This window comes from Priestia sp. P5_B4 (genome assembly GCF_056400385.1).
The window spans coordinates 1-24,402 of record NZ_JBFULJ010000029.1; the positions used below are offsets into that span (position 1 = coordinate 1).

Here is a 24,402-nt window from a genome sequence, read left to right on the forward strand (position 1 = left end):
ATATGGCAGTGTACGTAATCTCTGCAATGACGGGCGGTACTTACAGTTTCGCAACCGCTTCCATCCTTGGAGTAGTTTTCACGCTAGTTGTAATTTTGATTGGAGAACTGGGTGTACCGAATAAACCAGCAAATAATCATCACTAAAAAGTGTTGGCTGTAAAGCCAGCGCTTTTTTTATCTTTTGGCATAAGCTCTTCTCAGCAATTTCTTTCGTTAACTCGTATTCAAAACAAATGACTGAAGCTGTTTTTTACATTTATATACATTCATAATCATTGATTATCCCAACCTTTAACTATATAATTTTAGAATAATCAAACTATTAATTTTAGGAGTGAATACTGCTGTGACTAAAGAAAAAATTGGTTTTATCGGAACAGGCGTTATGGGTCAAAGCATGGCTGGGCATTTAATTGACGCAGGATATGAAGTCCTTGTTTATACGCGAACAAAAACTCGTGCTCAAGCACTACTTGAAAAAGGGGCCAACTGGAAAGAAACCGTTCAAGAAGTGGCCGAACAATCTGATGTTATTATCACCATGGTAGGCTATCCTCACGATGTAAAAGAGATTTATTTAGGTAAAGAAGGCATTATACATAATGCAAAGAAAGGCTGCTATACAATTGATATGACGACATCAAGCCCTATACTTGCTCGTGAGATTTATCAAGCAGCAAAAGAGAAGCACATTCATGCGCTTGACGCTCCTGTTTCAGGAGGGGACATTGGGGCTCAGAAAGCAACGTTAGCGATTATGGTAGGAGGCGATTTTGAAGCATTCTCTGCCGTTACGCCTATTCTTGAAAAAATGGGAACAAATATCGTTCTTCAAGGAAGTGCTGGTGCTGGTCAACATACAAAAATGTGCAATCAAATTGCTATTGCCTCTAATATGATGGGCGTGTGTGAAGCGATACTCTATGCTGAAAGAGCTGGGTTAGATCCAAACACCGTTTTAAAAAGTATTGAAACAGGAGCAGCTGGAAGCTGGTCGTTAAGCAATTTAGCTCCTCGCATGATTAAAGGAGACTTCGAACCAGGTTTTTATATTAAACACTTTATTAAAGATATGAAAATTGCCATTGAGTCAGCTGAAGAAATGGAGCTGTATACACCAGGGCTAAAGTTAGCAAAATCTCTTTATGAACAGCTCGAAAAACAAGGCGATGATAGTAAAGGAACACAGGCTCTGTACACCCTTTTAAAACAGCATGCCCTAACTGTATAAAAACAGGCAGCTCATTACGAGCTGCCTGTTTTTATTAATGATTTACGCTTCATTTAACGAATTCATAAAACGACTGAATGCGAGCTGTCCTTCAGTGTTTTGTTTAAACACACCTGCATGTTCTAAAATAGTTGCAAAGACCAAACCGAGCTCTTGTTGGAGAATGCTTTGGACATTTTGCTCTTCAATATGTGGATATTTTTTCTTGATTTGTTCCGCCCACTTCACGTGTTTTTGCACTTGATCATGTCTGCTGGCTAACTCGCTCAGGTTATTCTGAACTAACCCTTCGGCCACTAGACTCATTTCGTCTTTCAAACGACCGGGTAAAACCGCAAGCCCCATTACTTCGATTAAACCTATGTTCTCTTTTTTGATATGATGAACTTCTGCATGGGGATGATAAATGCCATCTGGATGTTTGCCGTTTGTTCGATTGTTTCGCAGTACTAAATCTAATTCGTACAAATCCCCTCTTTTCCTAGCAATAGGCGTGACCGTGTTGTGAGGAGTTTGATCTGTAAAAGCTAAAATATCAGCACTTTGATCACTATACGATTTCCATTTCCTCAAAATGAAATCCGCCGCTTCTACTAATGGTGCAAGGTGCGAACTTTGAAGACGAACGACCGACATCGGCCAATGAACAATTCCAGCTTTCACGTTTGGATATGCTTTAAGAGAGAACAATTTATTTATTTTTGCTTTAGCCATAGGAAAATCATGATAGCCGCCTTGAAAGTGGTCATGAGTTAAAATAGATCCTCCTACGATGGGTAAATCTGCATTTGATCCTAAAAAATAATGTGGAAATTGTTCAACGAAGGCAAGCAGCCGCTTAAACGTTTGCTTTGAAATATGCATGGGTGTATGTTCACTCGCAAAAACAATGGCATGTTCATTATAATAAACATAAGGTGAAAACTGCATGTACCACAGCTCTTCCTGCAATTCCATAGGAATAATCCGGTGATTTTGACGAGCTGGGTGGTTAATACGACCTGCATAACCAGCATTTTCTTTACATAGAAGACACAGCGGATAGTTGCTTTCCTTCAATGATTTGCTTGCTGCAATTGCTTTTGGATCTTTTTCCGGCTTGGATAAGTTGATAGTAATTTCAAGTTCTCCAAAGTCAGTTTTTGTTACCCATCTTTCGTTTTTAGCAATTCGATCTCTGCGAATATAGTGAATGTCTTTTGACAGCTTATAATAATAGCTTGTGGCTTTTTGGGGGCTTTGCTGATAGTGATCATAAAATGTCCGATTAACCTCTGAAGGCATGCTTGCAAAGCATCCCATTATTTTGGTATCGAATAAATCTCTATACGTGATAGAATTCTCGGCGATTCGATTGTTTTCTGCAGCCCAATCAAGCATGTTGTCTAAAATAGCAGCTGGATGTTCCAGACATTCTTCTTTGACTTCTACTATAATACATTCGTCGAGCTTTAACACTTCCAGCAGTTTATTTCTCACCACATCTATATCCCATTTTGTTAATAGATTCTTTTGTAAACCATATTGAATAAGTCGGGTGATTTCTTCATGAATGTTGACTGACATACACTCGTTCCTTTCTCTATCTGTTTTCTCTTATACTGCTTCTAATGTGAGTTCACGCGCTCCTTCTCCAACCGTAACCACATAAAATTCAGCTTCTAAACTTGTTTTCTTATAGTAGGCGTCTTTTACTTCCTCAATAAACCTATCAACCTGTGCTTTTTGTACGATACTGATTGTACAGCCGCCAAAGCCTGCACCTGTCATGCGTGATCCAATCACACCTTCTTGCAACCAAGCTGCTTCTACAAGAGCATCTAGTTCTTTCCCGCTTACTTCATAGTCATCTCGCAGTGAGCAGTGCGATTCATTCATCAATTGACCAAACCCTTCTAAATCACCGTTTTGCAATTTAGCAACCGCTTCTTTTGTGCGTTCATTTTCATATACCGCATGTTTAGCGCGCTTACAATCTACTTCGTTTTGTATCAAAAATTTATGCTTTTCAAATTGTTCTTTGGTTAAATCACCAAGCGAATTAATGGAAAGTGACGTTTGTAAATCTGCCAGCGCTCTTTCACACTCCATGCGGCGCTCATTATATTTTGAATCTGCCAGCCCTCTTCGCTTATTTGTGTTAGAAATAACGAGCACAGCATCTGTTAACTGCAGCGGGCTATACTGGTATTCAAGAGTTTGACAGTTTAACAATACGGCTTGATTTTCTTTTCCCATTCCAATTGCAAATTGATCCATAATCCCGCAGCTTACGCCGATAAATTCATTCTCAGCTTGCTGCGCCATTTTTACAAGGTCCATCATATCAATATTCAATTCAAGAATTTTATTTAAAAGTACGCATGTGACTAACTCAATTGATGCCGACGATGAAAGTCCTGCTCCGTTAGGAATGTTGCCGAAAAACAAGATATCAAATCCAAAAGGAAGGTCATATCCGTGCTTTTTAAAGGTATCCATTACTCCTTTTGGATAATTGGCCCAATCATCTTCGGTTTTGTACGTTAATTGCTCTAAAGAGGATTCAATAACGCCTGCTTCAGAGAAGTTTTTTGAGTACATACGTATTTTTTGATCATGACGTTTTTGTACTACCGCATACGTTCCTATACTCAATGAACAAGGAAAAACATGCCCTCCATTATAATCAGTATGTTCTCCAATTAAATTGACACGCCCTGGCGCAAAAAAGCAGCGAATAGCTTCTGACGAATGAAATATTTGTTTGAACTCTTCGATTAATTTTCCCAGCATTTATTATCACCTATTTTAAGTAGTTTTTTGGAAACGGATTCATATGTACATTGTAAAGTCCAATTTTCCTTGCCTCAATGGTAAAATTACTATCGATAATCGGTACTTTTTTGCTTATCCCTTTAAAAATGATTCTTTTGAATTGACAATGAACTACTCTTGCGCCAAAAAGGTGTTATCTTTATATGAGCCTTGACTTGCAAATGATAAGAAAATAATAGATTTAGAGACATTCCCTAAAAATAATCACGATATTTTCAAAAAATTATAGAAAAATGAAAGCGATTACGTTAAAGTAAGAATTAAGTACTACTTTATTTCAAAAAGAAGGTGAAAATTTGCTCTCACATTTCCAAGCTCAAGAATATTCAACGTACGCATACAGGTTTTTAGAATCCCGCACAAATGAAGTTGCGCAGCTATGGTCTGTTGGGTGGGATGAAGTTTTCTCTCCCCTTTATAACTGGAGCGGAAATCAGCGAAAAGACGTAGGGAAATATATTTTTCAATACACGGTTTCTGGGTACGGAATGATTGAAATAGATGGACAAGAATATAAAGTGGATGCTGGGAAAGCATTCATCGTCAATATACCTGGAAATTATCGCTATTACTTACCAAAGGAAAGTGAAAACTGGGAGTTTATTTTTCTTACATTATACGGAGATGAAGTACAAAAATGCTGGGATTATATTCAGTCAACCCACTCCCCTGTAATACGGTTTCATCCTGAATCAGCACCTGTTCAGCTGCTTGCTCAAATATATAAGCGGGCAAGTGAAAAACATATAGCAGATCCATTTCATGCCTCAAGCTTATCTTACCGCTTTGTAATGGAGCTGTACCAATATATTAAAAGCATGGACAGTTTTACAGAAGATTGGCCTGAAAGTATCATTAGCTCTATTTTATTTGCCCGTAATCATTATCATGAAGAAATCGGTCCGGATGAAATGGCAGATGCAGCTCATTTATCTCGCTATCATTTTAGCCGGTTATTCAAACAAACAACTGGGATTACGCCGATTCAATATTTAACGAAGCTTCGCATTCAAAAAGCGGCCGAGCTATTGCATCAAACCAAGTACTCAATCGAAGAAATTGCTGAAAACGTCGGTTATGCAAATGCCAATTATTTAACAAAAGTATTTCGCAAAACAACCAATATGACACCCGGGCAGTATCGAAAAAGTGATGCATCCATTGATGAGCACTTTGCATTGCCAAAATAAAAACGACTTCCATAAAAGGAAGTCGTTTTTATTTTTTATCGGGAATTTCTACTACCACAGAACCTTTTTCGTAAATAAAAGTCAATTTTTTACCCGGGATAATCATATTTTCTAAAATATCTCGTGCAGCTTGAAGTGCAAACTCTGTCCGTTCTGCCTTTTCCTGCACTTCTTCATTTTCAGCTTGAAGATCATTTTTATCCAGCGCTCTTATTTTAGTTAATGCCTGATCTATAAAATCGTATGCTTCGTCATATATAAGCTCTATACGGTCCTTCATGTGCTCATTCATGCTCCTTTGCCCATTTTGTATTATCATAAATGAATTAGATATATTCTACAACCTAAAACTGAATAAGTTTTTACGCTTAGCTCTCACGTATTTTCTTTCATTTCTTTTTATTTATTTTAAAAGAAGAGCTGCTTTTAATAGCAAAAAAAGACCATTCAATTTATCATGAATGGTCTTTTTAGGAAACTTATACGCTGACAACAAACTCATCATCTTTTACATCAACTGTCACTTGACTATAATCTTCAATTTGCCCTGCAATTAATTCTCTGGCAATTTTTGTTTCAATATATTTTTGAATAAACCTTTTTAAAGGGCGAGCTCCGTATACCGGATCAAATCCAGAGGCTGCAATATAATTTTTTGCTTCTTCTGTTAACGTTAACGAAATATGACGATCGGATAAACGCTTTTCAAGCTGAACCAATAGCTTATCAATAATCCCTTTTACTTCATGAACAGTTAGCGGTTTGAATAAAATCGTGTCGTCTACTCGATTTAAGAATTCTGGACGAAAATGCTGTCTTAATTGAGCCATCACTTGCTCTCTGGCTTTTTCAGTAATCTCGCCTTCACTTGTTAAACCGTCTAATAAAAATTGAGAACCGATATTCGACGTCATAATAATAACTGTATTTTTAAAATCAATGACTTTTCCTTTTGAATCTGTTGCTCTTCCATCATCTAGTATTTGAAGGAGCACATTAAATACTTCGGGATGGGCTTTTTCAATTTCATCTAACAAAACGACTGAATAAGGCTTGCGTCTCACCGCTTCCGTTAGCTGGCCGCCTTCTTCGTATCCTACATAGCCAGGAGGCGCTCCTATAAGCCTAGAGACCGCATGCTTTTCCATGTACTCAGACATATCAATACGAACCATTTGTTCTTCACTGTCAAATAAAGAATGTGCCAGCGTTTTGGCTAGCTCCGTTTTTCCTACTCCGGTAGGTCCTAGGAAAATAAATGACCCAATCGGACGGTTCGGGTCTTTAATGCCTGCCCGTGCGCGAATCACAGCATCCGTCACTAAGGATACAGCTTCATCTTGCCCAATCACACGCTGCTGTAAAATTGACTCAAGCTTCAACAGCTTTTCTCTTTCCCCTTCAACTAGTTTTGATACCGGAATTCCCGTCCATCTTCCTACAATTTCAGCAATTTCTTCTTCTGTTACTTCTTCTCTTAACAAACGGTTTTCTTGTGCTTTTTCAGCAGCTGTTTCTTCTAGCTGTTTTAGTTCTTTTTCAAGAGCTGGAATGCGTCCGTGGCGAAGTTCAGCTGCTTTATTTAAATCATATTTCCCTTCAGCTTCTTCTAGGTCTCGCTTCGCTTTTTCAAGCTGCTCCCGGACATCTTGCACCGTTTGAATCGACTGCTTTTCTTTTTCCCACTGCAGCTTCATTGTATCTGCACGTTCTCTTAAATCAGAGACTTCTTTTCGAATTGCCTCTAACCTTGTGATGCTTGCTTGATCTGTTTCTTTACTTAATGCCGCTTCTTCAATTTCAAGCTGCATGACACGTCGTGTAACTTCATCTAATTCTGATGGCATCGAATCAATTTCTGTTCGAATAGTTGCGCATGCTTCATCAATTAAGTCAATTGCTTTATCAGGTAAAAAGCGGTCTGAGATATAACGATCAGACATAACCGCTGCTGAAACAATCGCTCGGTCGTGAATATTCACCCCGTGATGAATTTCAAATCGTTCTTTTAAACCACGTAAAATAGAGATTGTATCTTCTACTGAAGGTTCTTCAACCAGCACCTGTTGAAAGCGTCTTTCAAGCGCTGGATCTTTTTCAATATACTGACGATACTCATCAAGAGTTGTAGCTCCTATACAGTGAAGTTCTCCTCTAGCAAGCATTGGTTTTAAAATATTCCCTGCATCCATCGCTCCATCCGTCCGGCCTGCTCCAACGATTGTATGAAGCTCGTCAATGAATAAAAGAATTTGACCGTTGCTTTTCTTAACTTCTTGAAGAACAGCTTTTAAACGCTCTTCAAATTCTCCCCTGAATTTCGCTCCTGCTACTAAAGCTCCCATATCTAATGAAAAGATGGTTTTATCTTTTAATCCTTCAGGCACATCTCGGCGAACAATACGCTGTGCTAGACCTTCAACAATCGCTGTTTTACCAACGCCAGGTTCTCCGATCAAAACTGGATTGTTTTTTGTTTTTCGCGATAAAATGCGGATAACGCGGCGAATTTCTCCGTCTCGTCCAATGACTGGATCAATGTTGCCTGCTCGTACTTCTGCTACTAAGTCTCTTCCATATTTAGCCAACGCTTCATATGTGACTTCGGGATTTTGACTTGTAATTCGCTGATTTCCTCGAAGGCTGGTAAGCACATCTTGCAGAGCTTTTTTTGTTATACCGTKACTTGAAAATAACTTGCCATATTCACTAGAAGACGGTTCCTGTGCTAATGCTAAAAAGATGTGCTCAACTGAAACGTAATCATCTTGCAAACGAGATGCTTCTTCTTGAGCTTTAACAAACAGCTGCTGAAGTTTATTCGTAATATAAACTTTCCCTGCTTCAGCACCACTTCCTGTAACGGCTGGTTTTTTCGCAAGCAATTGATTTACCTGCTGCTGAAAAGATTGATGATCGATATGTAAATGATCTAATATGCGAGGAGCAATACCATCTTGCTGATGAATGAGCGTATAAAGCAAATGAACAATATCTACTTCCTGCTGATTTCGTTTAATAGCTTCGGACTGCGCTTCCATCACGCCTTCTTGCAATTTTTGGGTCATTTTATTTATATCCATTGAACATCCTCCTTCGATACATTTGACCTTTATTGACCTTTATTTCATTATACCCAGCAATAGGAAAACAAGTAAAGCCATTCAATTTAGAATGGCTTCTTTATTTTTTACTATTTAAGGCTTACGCATGTACGTCCAGTGGCGATCATCGTTGGCCGTCTCTGGAAAACGCTCTCCTGCTTTTAATTTAACCTTTTGAGGATTATTTACGTTACTTCCTGTTTCACCAATTTCAATATACACTCCGTTATTAGGAGCTTTTTGCCCCGGTGTGAAATGACGATTTTGTCCCATTGTCCTGCCTCCTCATTCCTGAAATGAAATGTTCTCCTATACTATTCCCTTAAGATTTCTGTTTCATAATGGAGATGTTTTCATATTAGGCAGAGAAAAAGAGCAGACCTTTAGATCCGCCCTTTTATATTAATGAGTAAATTTGATAGCTTGTTCGATTTCAGTTTCTCCAGCTAGCATTTCAAACGTTTTTCCTATCGTAGCTTCTTCGTTTAGACATTCTACAAGTACGGCTGCTACATCTGCTCGGGGAATCGTCTGAGATTTATCTTCAATATCATTATTGATATCAATTTTCCCAGTAGCTTGATCATTCGATAAAGTTCCTGGCCGTACAATTGTATACTGTAGATTAGACTGTTTTAAGTATTCATCCGCTATCGCTTTTGCACGCAGGTAAAGCTGTAAGCCTTCTGGTCCTTGTTCAGGTGCGTCTGTTCCCATTGAACTTAACATAACAAAGCGCTTTACACCTTGATTTTTTGCTTCATCAATGATATTTTTAGCGCCGTTTTGATCCACAGCGATTGTTTTTTCGTCTCCCGTATGTCCTCCAGACCCTGCTGCAAATATGACAGCGTCCATACCTCTTAAAGCATCTGAAACATCTTGCTCCAAGTCACCAAGCACAACGTTGGCACCCAGCTTCTTTAACGCGTCTGCTTGCTTTTCATCGCGAATCATCGCATAAGCTTCGTGCTGCTTGCTGTTTGCAACTTTTTCTACCACTTGTTTTCCCGTTGTTCCGTTTGCTCCAACAACTAATACTTTCATCATAAATCACCTTTCGTTCTGTTTAGTATACAGTTGATGTTCCCACAATTAATTCCCTTTAAACAAAAAACCCCTTCTGATATTCTCAGAAAGGGTTTTTCTCTTAAGCTAAAATGGCTTGCAGCAAAGCTTTTTGTACATGCATACGATTTCCAGCCTGCTGAAAAACAACAGAATTTGGTCCGTCAATAATGCTTGCTGTTACTTCTTCTTCACGATGCGCAGGCAAACAGTGCAGAAATAAATAGTCTGACTTAGCATAGGCAGCTAGTTCTTCATTTACTTGATAAGGAGCAAATATTTTCAAACGCTGCTGTGCTTCTTCTTCCTGTCCCATACTTGTCCATACGTCTGCATAAATAGCATCGGCATTTTTCACAGCTTCTACAGGATCTTTTGTAATCGTAACCTTCGCACCTGTTGTAGCAGCTATTTCATGAACATAAGCTGTGACAAAGTCTTTTGGCTCATATCCATCAGGGCATCCAATTGAAATATCTATTCCCATTTTTGCACAGGCAATCATTAACGAATGCGCTACATTATTTCCGTCTCCAACATAAGCTACTTTTAGCCCTTCAAATGATTTCTTGTGCTCGTAAATCGTTAATAAATCAGCTAGAGCCTGACAAGGATGATAATCATCTGTCAAACCATTAATAACGGGAATGGATGCGTAATCTGCAAGCTCTTCGATCTTGCTGTGTTCAAACGTACGAATCATTATAGCATCGATGAATTCAGATAGTACGCGTGCTGTATCAGCAATCGTTTCTCCGCGTCCAATCTGTAAATCCTGGCTGCTTAAAAAGAGGGCGTTTCCTCCAAGCTGCATCATTCCCGCTTCAAATGAGACTCTTGTTCTTGTTGAAGATTTTTCAAAAATGAGCCCCAGCGTTTTTCCTTTTAACGATGTTACGATTTCACCATTTTTATGCTTTTCTTTCAGCTCAATGGCGCTTTCCAAAAGTGACATAATATCGTCTGATGATAAATCTTTAAGTGTAAGCAAATCTTTTCCTTTTAAATTCGTATTTACCGATACTGTACTCATGATACTGTCACTTCCTTTTTAGTTTTTTGAAACCATTCTTGCAGTGATGAAACGTGATATTCATCGACTTGGAACGATTGGAAAAATAGCGAAGCCGTTTCTGCCTCCGTCATAACCATTAAACCGTGTTTTAATGCTGACATACGGCTTTCTTTATCTTCAAGCTGTAAACTTACATATAATAAAGCTTCTTTCGTTTTCACCCATTCACTAACTTCTTTATCTTTAACAAGAGTTAAGCCCGCGCTTTGCACAAGTTCTTCAAGGCCCTGCGCTTCTCCGTTGATATACACTTCTGCAGCACCTTTTTTACTTAACACATACTGATGGAATACTTTTTTTGCTGCTTCTTCAATCGTTGAAGAAATCGCAATTCCTTCACCAGTTGACTTCATTTCCGGTCCAACAAGTGGATCAACTCCTGATAATTTACTTGTCGAAAACACTGGAAACTTGATAGTTGTGTAAGCTGGATCCGGCAATAAACCTAGCTTTTCACTAATTTCCGACAATGATTTCCCAAGCAATATTTGAGTTGATAGCGAAACAAGCGGCGTGTTGCACACTTTGCTTACTACAGGGACTGTACGGCTGGCACGCGGATTAACTTCCAGCATGTAGACTTCATCGTTGTAAATAACATATTGGACATTCATAATCCCTTTATATTGAAGTTTGTTTACAATTTTTTGAGCGTAGCTCACCATTTTTTCTTTATGTGCTGCTTCTACTGTTTTTGCTGGTAAAAGCGCATAGCTGTCTCCTGAATGAACGCCGGCTTTTTCAATATGTTCAACGATTGTCGGAATCAACACATCTTTTCCGTCTGCTACCACATCAACTTCTGCTTCTTTTCCAGGGAAGTAAGCATCAATAAGTATTGGGAAATGARACGCTTTAATAGCCGGTAAACAAGACTGAAGCTCCGTTTCGTTTTGAATTGTCAGCATTCCTTTTCCGCCAATCACGTAAGAAGGACGAATGAGTAATGGGAATCCCGTATCTTTTGCTTTTTGTACAAGTTCTTTCGGGTCTTTCGCCATTTCACCTGGAATATGAGGAATATCGCAGTCGTCTAAGAGCTTATAAAACAGGTCACGATCTTCAAGTGCATCAATGACATCATTTGTAATACCTAATAAATTAACGCCAGCTTCTTCTAGACCTTTAACAAGCGAAATAGCCGTTTGACCTCCGTATTGAACAATTACATCCGTCACATTTTCAGCATCAAGAACATTTAATACGTCTTCTACTGTTACAGGTTCGAAATATAAGCGATCTGCTACTTCAAAATCCGTACTTACCGTTTCTGGATTATTGTTAATTAAAATCGTTTCGTATCCTTCTTTTTCAAGAGCTAGCACACCGTGTACAGAGCTGTAGTCGAACTCTACTCCTTGCCCGATACGAATTGGTCCAGAACCGATAATCGCAACTTTTTTATTGGTTGATGGTTCAATCTCACTTTCCCCGTAGTAACTAGAGTAGAAATAAGCCGTTGAAGATTCAAATTCCGCTGCACATGTATCCACCATTTTATAGCTTGGCGTAATATGTAGTGCTTTACGTTTCGCTCTTACGTCAAGCTCCGGCACATTCCATACGTTTGCTAGATACGCATCTGTAAAACCATGCTCCTTTACTTGTTTAAAGTGTTCAGCTGTAATCGAATAAAAACGCACTTCTTTTAAAGAGGCTTCCATTTTAATCAGCTGTGCAAAGTGTGTTAAATAGAAATAATCAATTTGTGTTACTTCATGGATATACTCAGGCGTTGTGCCTCGGCGTAAAAGCTCAAGGATAACAAAAATACGCTCATCGCTTTGTTCGCTAAGCTTGCTTTTTAATTCATCTGTTGAAAGTTCTTGCAGTTCTTCTACTTCTAATCCTTGTAAGTCAATTTCTAAAGAAGATAATGCCTTTTGGAAGCTACGTGTAAAGTTACGGTCAATAGCCATTACTTCTCCAGTTGCTTTCATTTGGGTGCCAAGCGTTCTTTCAGCGTAGAAAAACTTGTCAAACGGCCATCTTGGAAATTTTACTACTACATAGTCAAGAGCAGGTTCAAAGCTTGCATACGTGTCTCCCGTCACAGGATTTAATAACTCATGAAGCGTGTAGCCTACCGATAGCTTTGCAGCAATTTTGGCAATCGGATAGCCAGTTGCTTTTGATGCAAGAGCAGACGAACGGCTCACACGCGGATTTACTTCAATTAGATAATACTGCTTGCTTTTTGGATCAAGCGCAAACTGGATGTTGCAACCTCCAATAATGCCAAGCGATGAAATAATTTTAACTGAAGCAGAGCGAAGCATTTGATATTCCACGTCTGTTAACGTTTGAGAAGGAGCAACGACTACCGAATCTCCAGTATGAACGCCTACGGGATCAATGTTTTCCATATTACAAATGGTGATGCACGTATTGTTTACGTCGCGCATAACCTCGTACTCAACCTCTTTAAATCCAGCGATGCTTTTTTCAATTAAGCATTGAGTAATAGCACTTTCACGTAAACCTGACGCTGAAAGCTTTTCAAGCTCTTCCATAGAATGAGCAATTCCTCCGCCCGTTCCGCCTAACGTATAAGCAGGACGTACAATAACAGGAAAACCAATTTTCTTGGCAAAAGCTAACGCTTCTTCTACTTTTGTAACAACTTCACTTTCCGGCACCGGTTCATTCAGTTCATTCATCAATGCGCGGAACTCTTCACGGCTTTCACCTTTTTTAATTGATTCAATCGGCGTTCCTAAAAATTTCACATCATATTTTGGCAAAATGTTTTGTTCATGAAGCTCAAGGGCTAAGTTTAAACCCGTCTGTCCGCCTAATGTGGCTAACAAACCATCGGGCTTTTCTTTTGCAATAATTTTCTCTACGCAGTCTACTGTTAATGGTTCAAAATAGATTCGATCTGCTACGTGAGTGTCCGTCATAATTGTAGCTGGATTATTATTGATTAAGATAACTTCATAACCTTCTTCTTTTAATGACAAGCATGCCTGAGTTCCTGAATAATCAAATTCTGCTGCTTGCCCGATTACGATTGGTCCTGATCCGATTACTAAAATCTTTTTTAACGTTTGGTCTTTAGGCATATACTTTTCCGCTCCCTACTTGCTGTACTTTCGTCATAAATTCATCAAAGATATACGTGCTGTCACTTGGTCCAGGGTGTGCTTCTGGATGATATTGAACCGACATAACAGGAAGGTCTTTATGCATTAAACCTTCAACCGATCCGTCATTCACATTTTTAAATCGAACGTTTAATGGCGTAGACGTAATCGTCTGTTCGTCTACGACATAGCTGTGATTTTGAGAAGTCATACACACTTTGTTAGTCGTTAAATCAATTACAGGCTGATTAGCTCCTCGGTGACCGAACGTCAGCTTTTTGGTTTGCGCCCCAAAAGCGAGCCCAATTAACTGATGTCCAAAGCAAATTCCCAAAGTTGGATACGATGAAATAATTTCTTTTAATTCATCCAGCTGACTGCTCACTTGAGTTGGATCTCCAGGTCCGTTTGATAAGACAATGCCATCCGGCTGCAGCTCTTTTACTTTTGAAGAGCTTGTAGAATAAGGAACAACTGTTACTTTGCACTCTCGATTTAACAGCTCTTGTAAAATTGATTTTTTATACCCAAAGTCCATTAATACAACGTGTTTTTCACCGTTTCCGTAAGTAACAGGCTCTTTTGTTGATACTTCTTTTACTACATATCCATCGCATTCAGCAGTAAATGCTGGCGATTCAGCAGATGTCGAAAAGGCAGATTGCATCGTACCTTCTTTTCGAATTCGTTTTACGACCGCTCTCGTATCCACATGTGTAATAAGCGGAATGTTCCATTTCTTTAAATATTGTTTAAAGCTGTACATCGCTTCGTAATGGAACCCTTCATCTGAACATTCGTATACGACAACGCCTGCTACGTGAGGCTTTTTGCTTTCATAATCTTTTTCATTGATACCATAGTTCCCAATCAAAGGGTACGTAAAGACGATAATTTGATCTTTGTAAGATGGATCAGTCACAACTTCTTGATAACCAGTCATTCCAGTAAAGAAAACAATTTCTCCTTCTGCCTGGTGCGTTGCTGTATGTTCAATGTGTCCGGCGAACGAATCGCCGTTTGCTAAGTGTAAATATCCGTTCATTGTGCATCCCTCTTCGAATAATTATTTATAAAACAGAATTTTTATACAAACATATTCAAAAAAATTTGTATTATGAAGTAATTTTTGTTTKGCTAAACGCTTCTTCAATGATATGAATAGCTTGGTCCAACTCTTTTTTTGTTACAGTTAAAGGCGGCAGCAATCGTACTACATGCGGTCCTGCTCCCAGTGCTAGCAATCCTTTTTCACGCATAGCTGCAAGCAATGCTGACTGATGTTCCCCGCATTCAATTCCAATCATAAAACCTTTTCCGCGAACATCGGTTACAAATGAATAAGCTGCTAAGCTATTTTTCAAAGCATTGGTAAAATAAAGACTTTTTTCTGTAACCTCTGCCAAAAATGCTTCATTAAAAATAATGTTTAAGGTTGCTTTGGCTGAAGCTAGTGCAATTGGGTTTCCTCCAAAGGTTGTTCCGTGAGTACCAGGTCCAAATGCTTCTTTGAGATATCCTTTTCCAATCATCGCACCAACCGGCATTCCGCTTCCTAATCCTTTAGCTGCTGTAATAATATCTGGTGAAACGTTAAAATGCTGATAAGCAAATGGTTTTCCTGTTCTGCCGATTCCAGTTTGCACTTCATCGACTATAAACAGTGCTTCGTGCTTTTTACACAGCTCTTGAATGGTTAATAAAAATGCTTCGGTTCCTGGAACCACTCCGCCTTCTCCTTGAATGACTTCAACCATAATGGCTGCTACGCTGTCGTCCATTTCTTGTTTTAATGCTTCTTCATCATTGTATGGCACGTAAACAAACTCATTAACAAGAGGACCGAAGCCATCATGAATTTTTGCCTGCCCTGTAGCTGTCATTGTAGCAAATGTACGTCCATGAAATGATTTTGTAAACGTAATAATTTTGTGTTTTTGTGTGTACTTGCGCGCTAATTTAATCGCCGCTTCGTTGGCTTCTGCACCGCTGTTACAGAAAAATACTGCATCACCGTTTGAGTGTTCCACAAGCTTACCTGCTACGTCTTCTTGAATCGATTGATGAAATAAATTTGACACGTGCCACACTTTATTTAACTGCTCTTCGACCGCTTTTTGAACATCAGGATGACGATGACCTACGTTACAAACAGCGATACCTGAAATAAAATCTAAATACTCATTTCCTTTGTTATCTATTAATTTTGTTCCTTGCGCCTCTTCCACATGGATATCAAACCGTTGATATGTTGGAAACAATGAACTCATCGCTATCTTCCCCACCTTTTCCACTATATTTAATTGCTGTACCAATCAGCTTCCCTTCCTTATCTAAAAATCCATCAGTTCCGCTAATAATATGAACTTCTTCAAGCAAAGGAGATAACGCATTTACCGCTGATGTTACTTTCGGAATCATTCCGCCGTAAATTACTTTTTCTTCAATAAGTGCATCAATCTCTGACTTTGTAAGCTCAGGAAGCAATGCTCCATCCTTTAACACACCTTTTACATCCGTTACAAACATCAGCTTTTCAGCATTTACTGCTTGTGCAACGGCTCCGGCTGCCACGTCAGCATTAATATTATAGCTATTACCTTCTTCATCTGCTCCAATGGAAGAAACAACTGGAATATACTTACTGTCAGTTAGTTGTTTTAATAATGTATCGTTTACGCCTTTTACTTCTCCAACGTAACCTAGACGTTCCACATCAATTGCCTCTGCTTTAAGCAATAATCCATCAATTCCTGATAGTCCTACCGCTTTTAAGTTCGCTTTTTGTAGATCTTTTACAAGCTGCTTATTAACCTTGCCTGCTAATACCATCGTCACAACTTCTAATGCTTCTTTGGACGTTTTTCGAAGCCCATCTACAAATTCCGTTTCAATGTGAAGTTTGGTAAGCGTATCTTGAATATCAGGTCCGCCTCCGTGCACAACAATGATCTGATATCCATTTGCTTTTAACTGCTGAATGCTTTCAAAAAAAGCGTTTGTTAACTGATTGACAATGCTGCCTCCGCATTTTACAACGACGATTTTTTCATTGCTCATTTCACTCTCTCCTTACGTTCGATAACTGGCATTGATTTTGACATAATCGTAAGTCAAATCGCAGCCCCACGCTTTGCCGATCCCACTTCCCTGCTGTAAGTCCACATAGACTTCGACCGTATCATTTTCTAAATAAGCCTTTGCTTCTTCTTCACTAAATGAAACAGGCTGACTGTTTTCTAACATCTGGATATTGCCTAACGAAACATTCACTGTTTCTGGATTAAGCGCTACTCCGCTGTATCCAACTGAACAAATAATTCGTCCCCAATTAGCATCGGCTCCATACATGGCCGTTTTCACTAGGTTCGAGCCCACAATTTGTTTAGCAATCACATTTGCTTCTTCGTTTGTATGAGCACCAGATACGTTTACTTCAATTAGTTTTGTTGCTCCTTCACCGTCGCGTGCAATTTGTTTGGCTAAATCTTCACACGTCAAGCACAGTGCTTCATAAAACGAATTCCATTCAGGATGATCTGGTGTAAGCGACTGGTGATCAGCTTTTCCATTTGCTAAAACAACAACCATATCGTTGGTGGACGTATCACCATCCACTGTAATTTGATTAAAGCTTTTATTTGTAATAGAACTTAGCGCATCTTGTAGCACTGAAGCTTCAACCTTAGCATCTGTTGTGATAAAGCTAAGCATCGTAGCCATATTTGGGTGAATCATGCCTGATCCTTTCGCTGTGCCTCCAATGGTAACTACTTTGCCGTCAATTTTTGTTTCATAGCAAGCTGACTTCATCACTGTATCTGTTGTTAAAATAGCCGTTTGAAATTCTTCTGCTTTTTCTTTGTTCGATGAAGGACTTAATAACCCAATACCTTTAACAATTTTTTTCATATCTAGAAGCTCTCCAATTACGCCTGTAGAAGCTACCGCTACATGATGAGGTAGGATATTAAGCTTTTCTGCACATGTATTTCGCATTTGGTATGCATCTTTTAAYCCTTGTTCTCCAGTACATGCATTTGCACATGCGCTGTTCACAACGATCGCTTGCAGCTTCTGCTCCACCGCTACACTTTCTTTTGTAACAGCTAAAGGCGCTGCTTGAAAGGCATTAAGCGTGTAAACAGCTGCGCAATTAGCTGGCACGTCGCTTACAATAACTCCTAAATCTTTTTTAGCATAACGTAAACCAGCGTGAACGCCATCTGCTGAAAACCCTAGCGGCGTTACAATTGTACCGTTCTCTATTTTCTTTATCTTTTCTTTCGTTTGTTTAACCGTAATCACTATACGTTCCCTCCTGCTTTTATCGTGATTAGTGATGCTGTGTCTTTATGGGAAGACAGGCAGTAGCCCGATACCCGCTTGCTGTTCAAACCCCATCATGATATTGGCATTTTGAATGGCCTGACCGGCTGCCCCTTTAACTAAGTTATCAATGACAGAAACAATCGTGACACGCTTTGTTCGTTCGTCAAATGCAACACCGATATCGCAATAATTTGATGCACTTACTTCTTTAGTAGACGGAAATTCACCAGCTTTTCGAACGCGAACGAACGGGGAGTTTTGATATGTATCTACATATAGCTGATGAAGCTCTTGTACTGAGCTTTCTTTAGAAAGTTCAGCGTATATTGTACTCATAATCCCTCGCGTCATTGGAACTAAGTGCGTATTGAACGTGACGTGGCCAATTTCTTCATCCCACTTTTCTAAAATAGATTCGATTTCTGGGATATGCTGATGTTGATTAACTTTGTATATTTTCATATTTTCATTGATTTCAGCATAATGAGCCATTTGCGAAAGACCGCGTCCTGCTCCTGAGATCCCGGACTTTGCATCAATGATAATAGAGTTTGATTTTACCATTTGTTTACTAACGAGGGGAGCTAGCCCAAGCAGTGTAGCTGTTGGATAACAACCCGGGTTCGCAACGAACGTACTGCTTTCGACTTCGTCTGCAAACCATTCTGATAATCCATATACAGACTGCTGTAAAAATGCTTCAGCTGCAGCAGGCTTTTTGTACCATTTTTCATAAAGCGCTTCTGTTTTTAATCTAAAATCTCCAGATAGATCTACCACTTTTATTCCTTCTTCTATTAATTGAGGTACAAGTTTGCTAGAAACACCGGACGGAGTTGCTGTAAATACTAAATCTAATTCTCCAGCCATCTTCTTAGGGTTTATATCTTGCAGCGTATATACAGTATTAGAAAGGTGAGGATAAACTTCTGCTAGTTCCATCCCATCCTGAGAGGATGAATAAACTGCATAAACATGAAAATGTGGGTGATTCGCTAACAAACGAATCAGTTCTACTCCTCCATACCCTGTTGCTCCAACAATTCCTACCTTGTATTCTTTCATTTTAAAACTCCTTTTTCCACGTGTCTATTTGAATTATTTATCATTATAATACCGTATAAAAATAAAATCAAATGAATATTTAAAAAATCCAACACTTTATTCTATATTTTTAAAAATTTTTATTTATTCATWAGTTTTTATTTTTATAACTAAATTTCTATTTTTGTTTAGAAATTGTTCACAGATATTTTTGGAAAACACTGGTTGTTTTTGTGTATAATAAGAATATCGATAAAAATCATCCGTATGCTATTTTTTATACGGCCAGTGGACGTACAGCATATACAGACTGTTCTAACTTAATAGATTAATTAAGTAGCAGTCGCAAAAATTTTAATTAAAAGGTGATAACATGATGAACATCACAACGGATTCTTTTTCAAATGAGCTGCAGCAATTTTTTATGAACTTTGATCATAAACTTTCGTTTAAAAAAGGTGACTTTCTCTTTCAAGAAGGTTCACCTTCAACTCATTTATTTTTTATTACGTCCGGGGCCGTGCAAGTAAGTAAAGTGACGCCGGAAGGACGCGAGCTGACGCTTCAGCTGGCGAGTTCCGGAGACTTAATCGGGGAAGTCATGCTGTTTTGCGGATCTACTCCCCATATGCTTCAAGCAAAAGCTATTGAACCTTGTATGGCAATCAGTATTCAAAAACGGGTGTTAGAAAACGAACTAGCACAATACCCTGCTCTTTCTATGGAGTACATGAAGTGGATGGGACTACAAATTAAGCGAATGCAGACAAAATTTAGAGACTTAATTCTAAATGGAAAAAAAGGTGCTCTTTATTCTACTCTGATCCGCATGTCTAATAGCTTTGGAGTAATGAAGCCAAATGGTATTTTATTAAACGTAACGTTAACCAATCAAGAAATCGCCAATCTATGCGGGACATCTCGAGAAGTAGTCAATCGCATGCTCGCTGAGTTGCGAAAAAACGAAGTGATTTCAATGGCAGATGGAAAAATCATCATTCATAAGCTTTCTTTTTTAAAGAAAGAAATAGACTGTGAGGACTGCCCTGTGGAATTGTGCAGAATTGAATAAGAAAAAAAGCCATCGTTGATGGCTTTTTTCTTATTGAACACCTAATGCAATTTTAGCGTAGCGCGTCATGCGATCTTTATCCCATGGCGGATTAAATGTGATATTCACTTCTACATTTTCTACTTCTTCAAGCGAAATTAATTGTTTTTTCACTTGTTCGCCAATCACACCAGCCAGCGGGCAGCCGATAGAAGTTAACGTCATCGTCACGATAACAGTGTTGTTTTCTTCCATTTCTACACCGTACACTAAGCCTAAATTTACGATATCAACGCCAAGCTCTGGATCAATTACTTCCTCTAGTGATTCCATGATTTTATCTTCTAACTGTTTATCCATATTCATTCTCCTTTCTTTTACTTCCGTAATTATCTTCACGTATTAAATATACCCTTAAACAATTTATCGTAAGCAATCAATAACTATGTCTTACACCGTAACAAGACAGCTTTTGCATGTCAATCGTTCTGCTTTGCTCCTAAGGAAAAATTGTGTAAAATATGGGAATACAAGCATGAGTATTAGTAGAATTCAATATAATCGTATAACTACTTCAATTTAAAAGGAGCCCTATATGAGAAACGATCAACACTTAATCGCCTTAGATCTGGATGGAACATTGTTAACGAATGAAAAAACCATTTCACCTACAACGAAACGGGTATTAGAAAAAGCAAAACAAGAAGGACATATTGTAATGATTGCAACTGGTAGACCTTATCGTTCCAGTGCTATGTATTACAGCGAATTAGATTTATCCACGCCTATCGTAAACTTTAACGGAGCGCTTGTCCATCACCCCCTTCAGCCTGATTTCGGCACGCATCACGAACCTTTAAACCGCCGCACTGTCCATGATATTGTGACAGCTATGCAAGACTATCGCATCAACAATATCATGGCAGAAGTACAAGATGATGTGTATCTTCATTTTGAAGATCGAAAATTAATGGATGTACTTAGCCTAGGGGATCCTAAATTACAAACGGGTGATTTGCGTCATACGCTGCAGCACGATCCAACGTCTATTTTAATTCACGCAGATGAAGAACATGTACAAGATATACGCTCTCACCTTTCAGATGTTCATGCAGAAGTACTAGAACATAGACGCTGGGGAGCACCTTGGCATGTCGTTGAAATTGTAAAAAAAGGACTTAATAAAGCTGTAGGTCTTGAGCGCGTAGCTAATCATTATCAAATTCCACGCGAACGAATTATTGCGTTTGGAGATGAAGACAATGATTTTGAAATGATTAAATTTGCAGGACACGGTATCGCTATGGAAAATGGCATTAACGAATTAAAACTGCTAGCGCGTGAAGTAACAAAATCGAATGAAAATGATGGTATTGCTTATTATTTGGAAAAAACGTTAAATTTATAACTTAGCTTTTTTTGAAAAGCAAGGTAAATTTTTATCGCTATCATTTTTTTTATTTAGCACACACTATAACCGACACTTCTTAAGGTGTCGGTTTTATTTATATTACGAGGAGGAATTTATGATGGGCAGAGGCAATCGATCAAAACGTTTTGTGAAACAAGGTGCAGACGCAGTTCAAAAACATGATGAACGAATTCCTTATCATATGACTATGGCAGAGGCAGAAGCATTTCAAGCTCAGCAGCGCCAAACTCCTCATGGAGGACAGTAACTTATGAAAAATTCACTTTTTGGTCAAGTAAAAGATGCGATTCGAAATGCAGTATCCGGCCATTCAGAAGATCAGCTTCACCGTCAAAAGCACAGCAATGGTGAGCTTGATATTTCAGAAGGCGTATTAAATAGTATTGCTTCTAACGCTTCTCCTGAGGAGCAAGAGCAGCTGAAGCAATTCCAAAACTCATTGCATCAAGCGTATGATACAGATGGAGAATCACATTCACAAGAGAAAAGCGCAGACATTACGTCTGATACGCTGTCTCATATCGTTCAGAATGCTTCTTCCGAAGAGAAGGCACAGCTTGAACAGCTTCAAAACACTTTAGAAGGCGGGCAGTCTCACGCTCACGGTAAAGCTCACACGTCCAGTGAAAGCGTGGCAGCTGATATATTATCTCATGCACAGCAAAATGCTTCTCCTGAAGAAAAGAGCCAGCTTGAACAGCTTCAAAGCACTTTAGAGGGCGGGCAGTCTCACGCTCATGGTGAAGCTCACACGTCTAGTGAAAACGTAGCAGCTGATATGCTGTCTCATGCACAGCAAAGCGCTTCTCCTGAAGAACAAGCTCAGCTTCAGCAGCTTCAGAATACATTGGGAGCTGCTGGTCAAAATCATCAAACGTCTCAGGCTCATACGTCTGCAGCTTCTGATGAAAACATTGCAGCTGATATGCTGTCTCATGCGCAGCAAAATGCTTCTCCTGAAGAACAAGCTCAGCTTCAAGAGCTTTCTAATGACTTAAAAGGCACACATTAATACAAAGGGTCCAGGTAATGAATACCTGGACCTTTTTTAATCCTTGCGAAACAAACCAAAGATTCCCGTTGTCTGAACGATATTGGTAAATGCTTTAGGATCTACCTCTTTAATCACTCGCTCCAAGTCAAATAATTCGTATCTAGTCAAAACAATCATCAGCATTTCTTTATCTTCGTTTGTAAAGCCGCCTTTAGCCGGTACCGCCGTAATCCCTCGCACAAGTTTGGCGTGAATCGCCTTTCTTAGCTCCACTCCTTTTTTCGTTACGATCATTGCTGTGAGTTTGACATGACGCGTATGAATAACATCAATGACGCGAGTAGTTGTATAAAGCGTCACAAGCGTATAGAGTGACTTCTCAGCACCATATAAAAGACCTGCTAGCACGATAATAATTGCGTTTAATATGAACATATAAGTGCCAATTGGTCGGTCCTTTACTCGAGATAAAATCAGGGCAATAATATCGAGCCCACCAGTTGAAGCTCCAAATTTCAACGTAATTCCTACCCCTACCGCTAAAATAACGCCTCCAAAAACTGCGTTAAGGATGATGTCTTTAGAAAGTGCTTGAATAGGAATAATTCCAAGAAACAAAGTTGTTGCAGCAACGCTGATAAAGCTGTAAACAGTAAATGACTTCCCAACTTTTTTCCACCCTAAAATAGTTACAGGAATATTTAACAACAACAGCAGCACTCCAGTGGAAATAGTAAAAGGGGTGTAATCTGTCACGATACTCGAAACAAGCTGCGCTACTCCTGTAAAGCCGCTCGAATATACATTAGCAGGTATCAAAAACAAGTTGAGCGCAAGCGCATTCAATAATGCTCCTACCAAGACGACTATCGCTTTTTTTGTTTCAAGCCACATATTCAAATGACCGACCTCCGCTTTTTAAAACTTCTTACTCTCCTATACCCATTTATAAAATGAATAAAGTCAGCATCTTTAAAATAGTTAGTACATATAGTATGTACGATTTGGCAGAATTAAAAAAACTTATTCAAAAATTGTATTTTCCTCAAAGTGCTTATACACTAATACTATGTCGTATATAACGCTTCTCAATGTTTATACATCAAATTCATTTAATATTTTATAAATGCAATTAGGAAGGTGACATTTATGTCAATTAAACTTTTAACCGATAGTGCAAGCGATTTGCCTTTATCCTTTTTTCAAGAAAATAACGTTGGCTTTTTACCACTTCGCGTAAGCCTGGATAATCAAGAATTTTTAGATCTACAAACGATTGAGCCAGCTTCTGTCTACGAAGCCATCCGTAAAGGCAAGATGCCAAAAACATCTCAAGCGGCTCCAACTACTATGTATGAAGTCTTTGAAAACATAGCTAAATCAGGTGATTCGTGCGTTTATTTAGCTTTTTCTTCAGAATTATCCGGTACATATCAAACAGCAATGATGATTCGAGAAGAACTCCTAGAAAAGTATCCCGATTTTCAATTAGAGATAATCGATACGAAATGTGCATCTCTTGGCCAGGGAGTAGTTACTTATTATGCAGCACAATTACTACAACAAAACCTCTCACTAGTAGAGATGACAGAAAAAATAAAGCAATACGCGCTGCATATGGAACATATTTTTACGGTCAATGACTTAGATTTTCTTGCTCAAGGAGGACGCGTGAGCAAAGCTTCTGCTTTTGTAGGAGGTCTGCTTAATATTAAGCCGCTGCTTCATGTGGAAGATGGAAAATTGATTCCAATCGAAAAAATCCGCGGCCGTAAAAAAGTATTTAAGCGCATGCTTGATGTAATGGAAGAGCGAGGAAAAAACCTCTCTTCTCAAACCATTGGAATTAGCCATGGAGATGATTTAGAAACAGCTCTTCAGCTGAAAKAGATGATTCAAGAACGTTTTGGAACCAAACATTTTATTATTAATATTATTGGTGCAGCCATAGGTTCTCACTCTGGCCCAGGGACGAT

General features: G+C 38.9%; 23 protein-coding genes. 8 read left to right on the forward strand and 15 right to left on the reverse strand.

Features of this window, described 5'->3' with window-relative positions:
• Positions 1-2 precede the first annotated feature (2 nt).
• Positions 3-146 carry a DUF2929 family protein gene (locus tag AC1DRF_RS05855; protein WP_477740423.1) on the forward strand — a complete coding sequence of 48 codons (144 nt, stop codon included), beginning with the start codon at positions 3-5 and terminating at the stop codon, positions 144-146.
• 202 nt (positions 147-348) lie between these two features.
• On the forward strand, positions 349-1,233 hold the full coding sequence (locus AC1DRF_RS05860) for an NAD(P)-dependent oxidoreductase (protein WP_427075734.1): 885 nt from the start codon (positions 349-351) through the stop codon (positions 1,231-1,233).
• 42 nt (positions 1,234-1,275) lie between these two features.
• Here the strand turns inward: AC1DRF_RS05860 and galT are convergent, their stop codons facing one another.
• Positions 1,276-2,799, reverse strand: coding sequence for a UDP-glucose--hexose-1-phosphate uridylyltransferase (gene galT, locus AC1DRF_RS05865; protein WP_477740415.1), 1,524 nt, complete (start codon positions 2,797-2,799; stop codon positions 1,276-1,278).
• 30 nt (positions 2,800-2,829) lie between these two features.
• Positions 2,830-4,008 carry a galactokinase gene (locus AC1DRF_RS05870; RefSeq protein ID WP_043980494.1) on the reverse strand — a complete coding sequence of 393 codons (1,179 nt, stop codon included), beginning with the start codon at positions 4,006-4,008 and terminating at the stop codon, positions 2,830-2,832.
• Positions 4,009-4,346: 338 nt separating this feature from the next.
• On the opposite strand from AC1DRF_RS05870, the gene AC1DRF_RS05875 reads away from it, so the two are divergent.
• Positions 4,347-5,240, forward strand: a complete 894-nt coding sequence (locus tag AC1DRF_RS05875; protein WP_013081740.1) for a helix-turn-helix domain-containing protein — start codon at positions 4,347-4,349, stop codon at positions 5,238-5,240.
• A 28-nt stretch (positions 5,241-5,268) separates the two neighbouring features.
• Here AC1DRF_RS05875 and AC1DRF_RS05880 read toward each other — a convergent pair whose 3' ends face one another.
• The 11 genes from AC1DRF_RS05880 to argC form a co-directional block, all read right to left on the reverse strand.
• Positions 5,269-5,520 (reverse strand): hypothetical protein, encoded by a 252-nt coding sequence (locus AC1DRF_RS05880; RefSeq protein WP_014461601.1) that lies wholly within the window; start codon positions 5,518-5,520, stop codon positions 5,269-5,271.
• Between the two features lie 199 nt (positions 5,521-5,719).
• Positions 5,720-8,323, reverse strand: a complete 2,604-nt coding sequence (gene clpB / locus AC1DRF_RS05885) for an ATP-dependent chaperone ClpB (protein WP_477740416.1) — start codon at positions 8,321-8,323, stop codon at positions 5,720-5,722.
• Between the two features lie 114 nt (positions 8,324-8,437).
• Positions 8,438-8,617: a YjzC family protein gene (locus AC1DRF_RS05890; protein ID WP_013055394.1), complete on the reverse strand. Its 180-nt coding sequence runs from the start codon at positions 8,615-8,617 to the stop codon at positions 8,438-8,440.
• Positions 8,618-8,746: 129 nt separating this feature from the next.
• Entirely contained in the window at positions 8,747-9,391 is a 645-nt protein-coding gene (locus AC1DRF_RS05895) for an SDR family oxidoreductase (RefSeq protein WP_097824328.1), read from the reverse strand.
• Positions 9,392-9,494: 103 nt separating this feature from the next.
• A complete protein-coding gene (argF, locus tag AC1DRF_RS05900; RefSeq protein WP_013081737.1) occupies positions 9,495-10,445 on the reverse strand; it encodes an ornithine carbamoyltransferase in 951 nt (316 codons plus the stop codon).
• The gene (locus AC1DRF_RS05905) at positions 10,442-13,552 is read right to left on the reverse strand and encodes a carbamoyl phosphate synthase large subunit (RefSeq protein WP_477740417.1); all 3,111 of its coding nucleotides are present in this window, start codon (positions 13,550-13,552) and stop codon (positions 10,442-10,444) included. The genes argF and AC1DRF_RS05905 overlap by 4 nt, the downstream gene beginning before the upstream one ends.
• On the reverse strand, positions 13,545-14,618 hold the full coding sequence (locus AC1DRF_RS05910; RefSeq protein ID WP_377575388.1) for a carbamoyl phosphate synthase small subunit: 1,074 nt from the start codon (positions 14,616-14,618) through the stop codon (positions 13,545-13,547). Before AC1DRF_RS05910 ends, AC1DRF_RS05905 begins: the two co-directional genes overlap by 8 nt.
• Before the next feature lie 70 nt (positions 14,619-14,688).
• Positions 14,689-15,843 (reverse strand): acetylornithine transaminase, encoded by a 1,155-nt coding sequence (locus tag AC1DRF_RS05915; protein ID WP_477740418.1) that lies wholly within the window; start codon positions 15,841-15,843, stop codon positions 14,689-14,691.
• A complete protein-coding gene (argB, locus tag AC1DRF_RS05920; protein WP_477740419.1) occupies positions 15,809-16,633 on the reverse strand; it encodes an acetylglutamate kinase in 825 nt (274 codons plus the stop codon). Before argB ends, AC1DRF_RS05915 begins: the two co-directional genes overlap by 35 nt.
• Before the next feature lie 12 nt (positions 16,634-16,645).
• Positions 16,646-17,881, reverse strand: coding sequence for a bifunctional ornithine acetyltransferase/N-acetylglutamate synthase (gene argJ / locus AC1DRF_RS05925; protein WP_477740420.1), 1,236 nt, complete (start codon positions 17,879-17,881; stop codon positions 16,646-16,648).
• Between the two features lie 45 nt (positions 17,882-17,926).
• On the reverse strand, positions 17,927-18,970 hold the full coding sequence (argC, locus tag AC1DRF_RS05930) for an N-acetyl-gamma-glutamyl-phosphate reductase (RefSeq protein WP_427075741.1): 1,044 nt from the start codon (positions 18,968-18,970) through the stop codon (positions 17,927-17,929).
• 352 nt (positions 18,971-19,322) lie between these two features.
• On the opposite strand from argC, the gene AC1DRF_RS05935 reads away from it, so the two are divergent.
• Complete coding sequence (locus AC1DRF_RS05935) at positions 19,323-20,021, forward strand: Crp/Fnr family transcriptional regulator (protein ID WP_477740421.1); 699 nt, start codon at positions 19,323-19,325, stop codon at positions 20,019-20,021.
• 30 nt (positions 20,022-20,051) lie between these two features.
• Here the strand turns inward: AC1DRF_RS05935 and AC1DRF_RS05940 are convergent, their stop codons facing one another.
• Complete coding sequence (locus tag AC1DRF_RS05940; protein WP_013055384.1) at positions 20,052-20,360, reverse strand: metal-sulfur cluster assembly factor; 309 nt, start codon at positions 20,358-20,360, stop codon at positions 20,052-20,054.
• A gap of 235 nt (positions 20,361-20,595) precedes the next feature.
• On the opposite strand from AC1DRF_RS05940, the gene AC1DRF_RS05945 reads away from it, so the two are divergent.
• From AC1DRF_RS05945 to AC1DRF_RS05955, 3 genes are all read left to right on the forward strand, one after another.
• Entirely contained in the window at positions 20,596-21,408 is an 813-nt protein-coding gene (locus tag AC1DRF_RS05945; RefSeq protein WP_427075743.1) for a Cof-type HAD-IIB family hydrolase, read from the forward strand.
• 121 nt (positions 21,409-21,529) lie between these two features.
• Positions 21,530-21,679 carry a hypothetical protein gene (locus AC1DRF_RS05950; RefSeq protein ID WP_013081728.1) on the forward strand — a complete coding sequence of 50 codons (150 nt, stop codon included), beginning with the start codon at positions 21,530-21,532 and terminating at the stop codon, positions 21,677-21,679.
• A gap of 3 nt (positions 21,680-21,682) precedes the next feature.
• Positions 21,683-22,444, forward strand: coding sequence for a DUF3813 family protein (locus AC1DRF_RS05955; protein ID WP_165575570.1), 762 nt, complete (start codon positions 21,683-21,685; stop codon positions 22,442-22,444).
• A 36-nt stretch (positions 22,445-22,480) separates the two neighbouring features.
• Here AC1DRF_RS05955 and AC1DRF_RS05960 read toward each other — a convergent pair whose 3' ends face one another.
• Positions 22,481-23,320 (reverse strand): YitT family protein, encoded by an 840-nt coding sequence (locus tag AC1DRF_RS05960; protein WP_025749916.1) that lies wholly within the window; start codon positions 23,318-23,320, stop codon positions 22,481-22,483.
• A gap of 255 nt (positions 23,321-23,575) precedes the next feature.
• Here AC1DRF_RS05960 and AC1DRF_RS05965 point away from each other — a divergent pair.
• On the forward strand, positions 23,576-24,402 hold an 827-nt coding region (locus AC1DRF_RS05965), incomplete at its 3' end, for a DegV family protein (RefSeq protein ID WP_477740422.1).

Excerpts from the sequence above, each read along its gene's own strand:
- AC1DRF_RS05855 (WP_477740423.1), top strand. The coding sequence starts at position 3 with ATGGCAGTGTACGTAATCTCTGCAATGACGGGCGGTACTTACAGTTTC.
- galT (WP_477740415.1), bottom strand. The coding sequence starts at position 2,799 with ATGTCAGTCAACATTCATGAAGAAATCACCCGACTTATTCAATATGGT.
- AC1DRF_RS05870 (WP_043980494.1), bottom strand. The coding sequence starts at position 4,008 with ATGCTGGGAAAATTAATCGAAGAGTTCAAACAAATATTTCATTCGTCA.
- AC1DRF_RS05880 (WP_014461601.1), bottom strand. The coding sequence starts at position 5,520 with ATGAAGGACCGTATAGAGCTTATATATGACGAAGCATACGATTTTATA.
- AC1DRF_RS05890 (WP_013055394.1), bottom strand. The coding sequence starts at position 8,617 with ATGGGACAAAATCGTCATTTCACACCGGGGCAAAAAGCTCCTAATAAC.
- AC1DRF_RS05895 (WP_097824328.1), bottom strand. The coding sequence starts at position 9,391 with ATGAAAGTATTAGTTGTTGGAGCAAACGGAACAACGGGAAAACAAGTG.
- argF (WP_013081737.1), bottom strand. The coding sequence starts at position 10,445 with ATGAGTACAGTATCGGTAAATACGAATTTAAAAGGAAAAGATTTGCTT.
- AC1DRF_RS05910 (WP_377575388.1), bottom strand. The coding sequence starts at position 14,618 with ATGAACGGATATTTACACTTAGCAAACGGCGATTCGTTCGCCGGACAC.
- argB (WP_477740419.1), bottom strand. The coding sequence starts at position 16,633 with ATGAGCAATGAAAAAATCGTCGTTGTAAAATGCGGAGGCAGCATTGTC.
- argC (WP_427075741.1), bottom strand. The coding sequence starts at position 18,970 with ATGAAAGAATACAAGGTAGGAATTGTTGGAGCAACAGGGTATGGAGGA.
- AC1DRF_RS05935 (WP_477740421.1), top strand. The coding sequence starts at position 19,323 with ATGATGAACATCACAACGGATTCTTTTTCAAATGAGCTGCAGCAATTT.
- AC1DRF_RS05940 (WP_013055384.1), bottom strand. The coding sequence starts at position 20,360 with ATGGATAAACAGTTAGAAGATAAAATCATGGAATCACTAGAGGAAGTA.
- AC1DRF_RS05945 (WP_427075743.1), top strand. The coding sequence starts at position 20,596 with ATGAGAAACGATCAACACTTAATCGCCTTAGATCTGGATGGAACATTG.
- AC1DRF_RS05950 (WP_013081728.1), top strand. The coding sequence starts at position 21,530 with ATGGGCAGAGGCAATCGATCAAAACGTTTTGTGAAACAAGGTGCAGAC.
- AC1DRF_RS05955 (WP_165575570.1), top strand. The coding sequence starts at position 21,683 with ATGAAAAATTCACTTTTTGGTCAAGTAAAAGATGCGATTCGAAATGCA.
- AC1DRF_RS05960 (WP_025749916.1), bottom strand. The coding sequence starts at position 23,320 with ATGTGGCTTGAAACAAAAAAAGCGATAGTCGTCTTGGTAGGAGCATTA.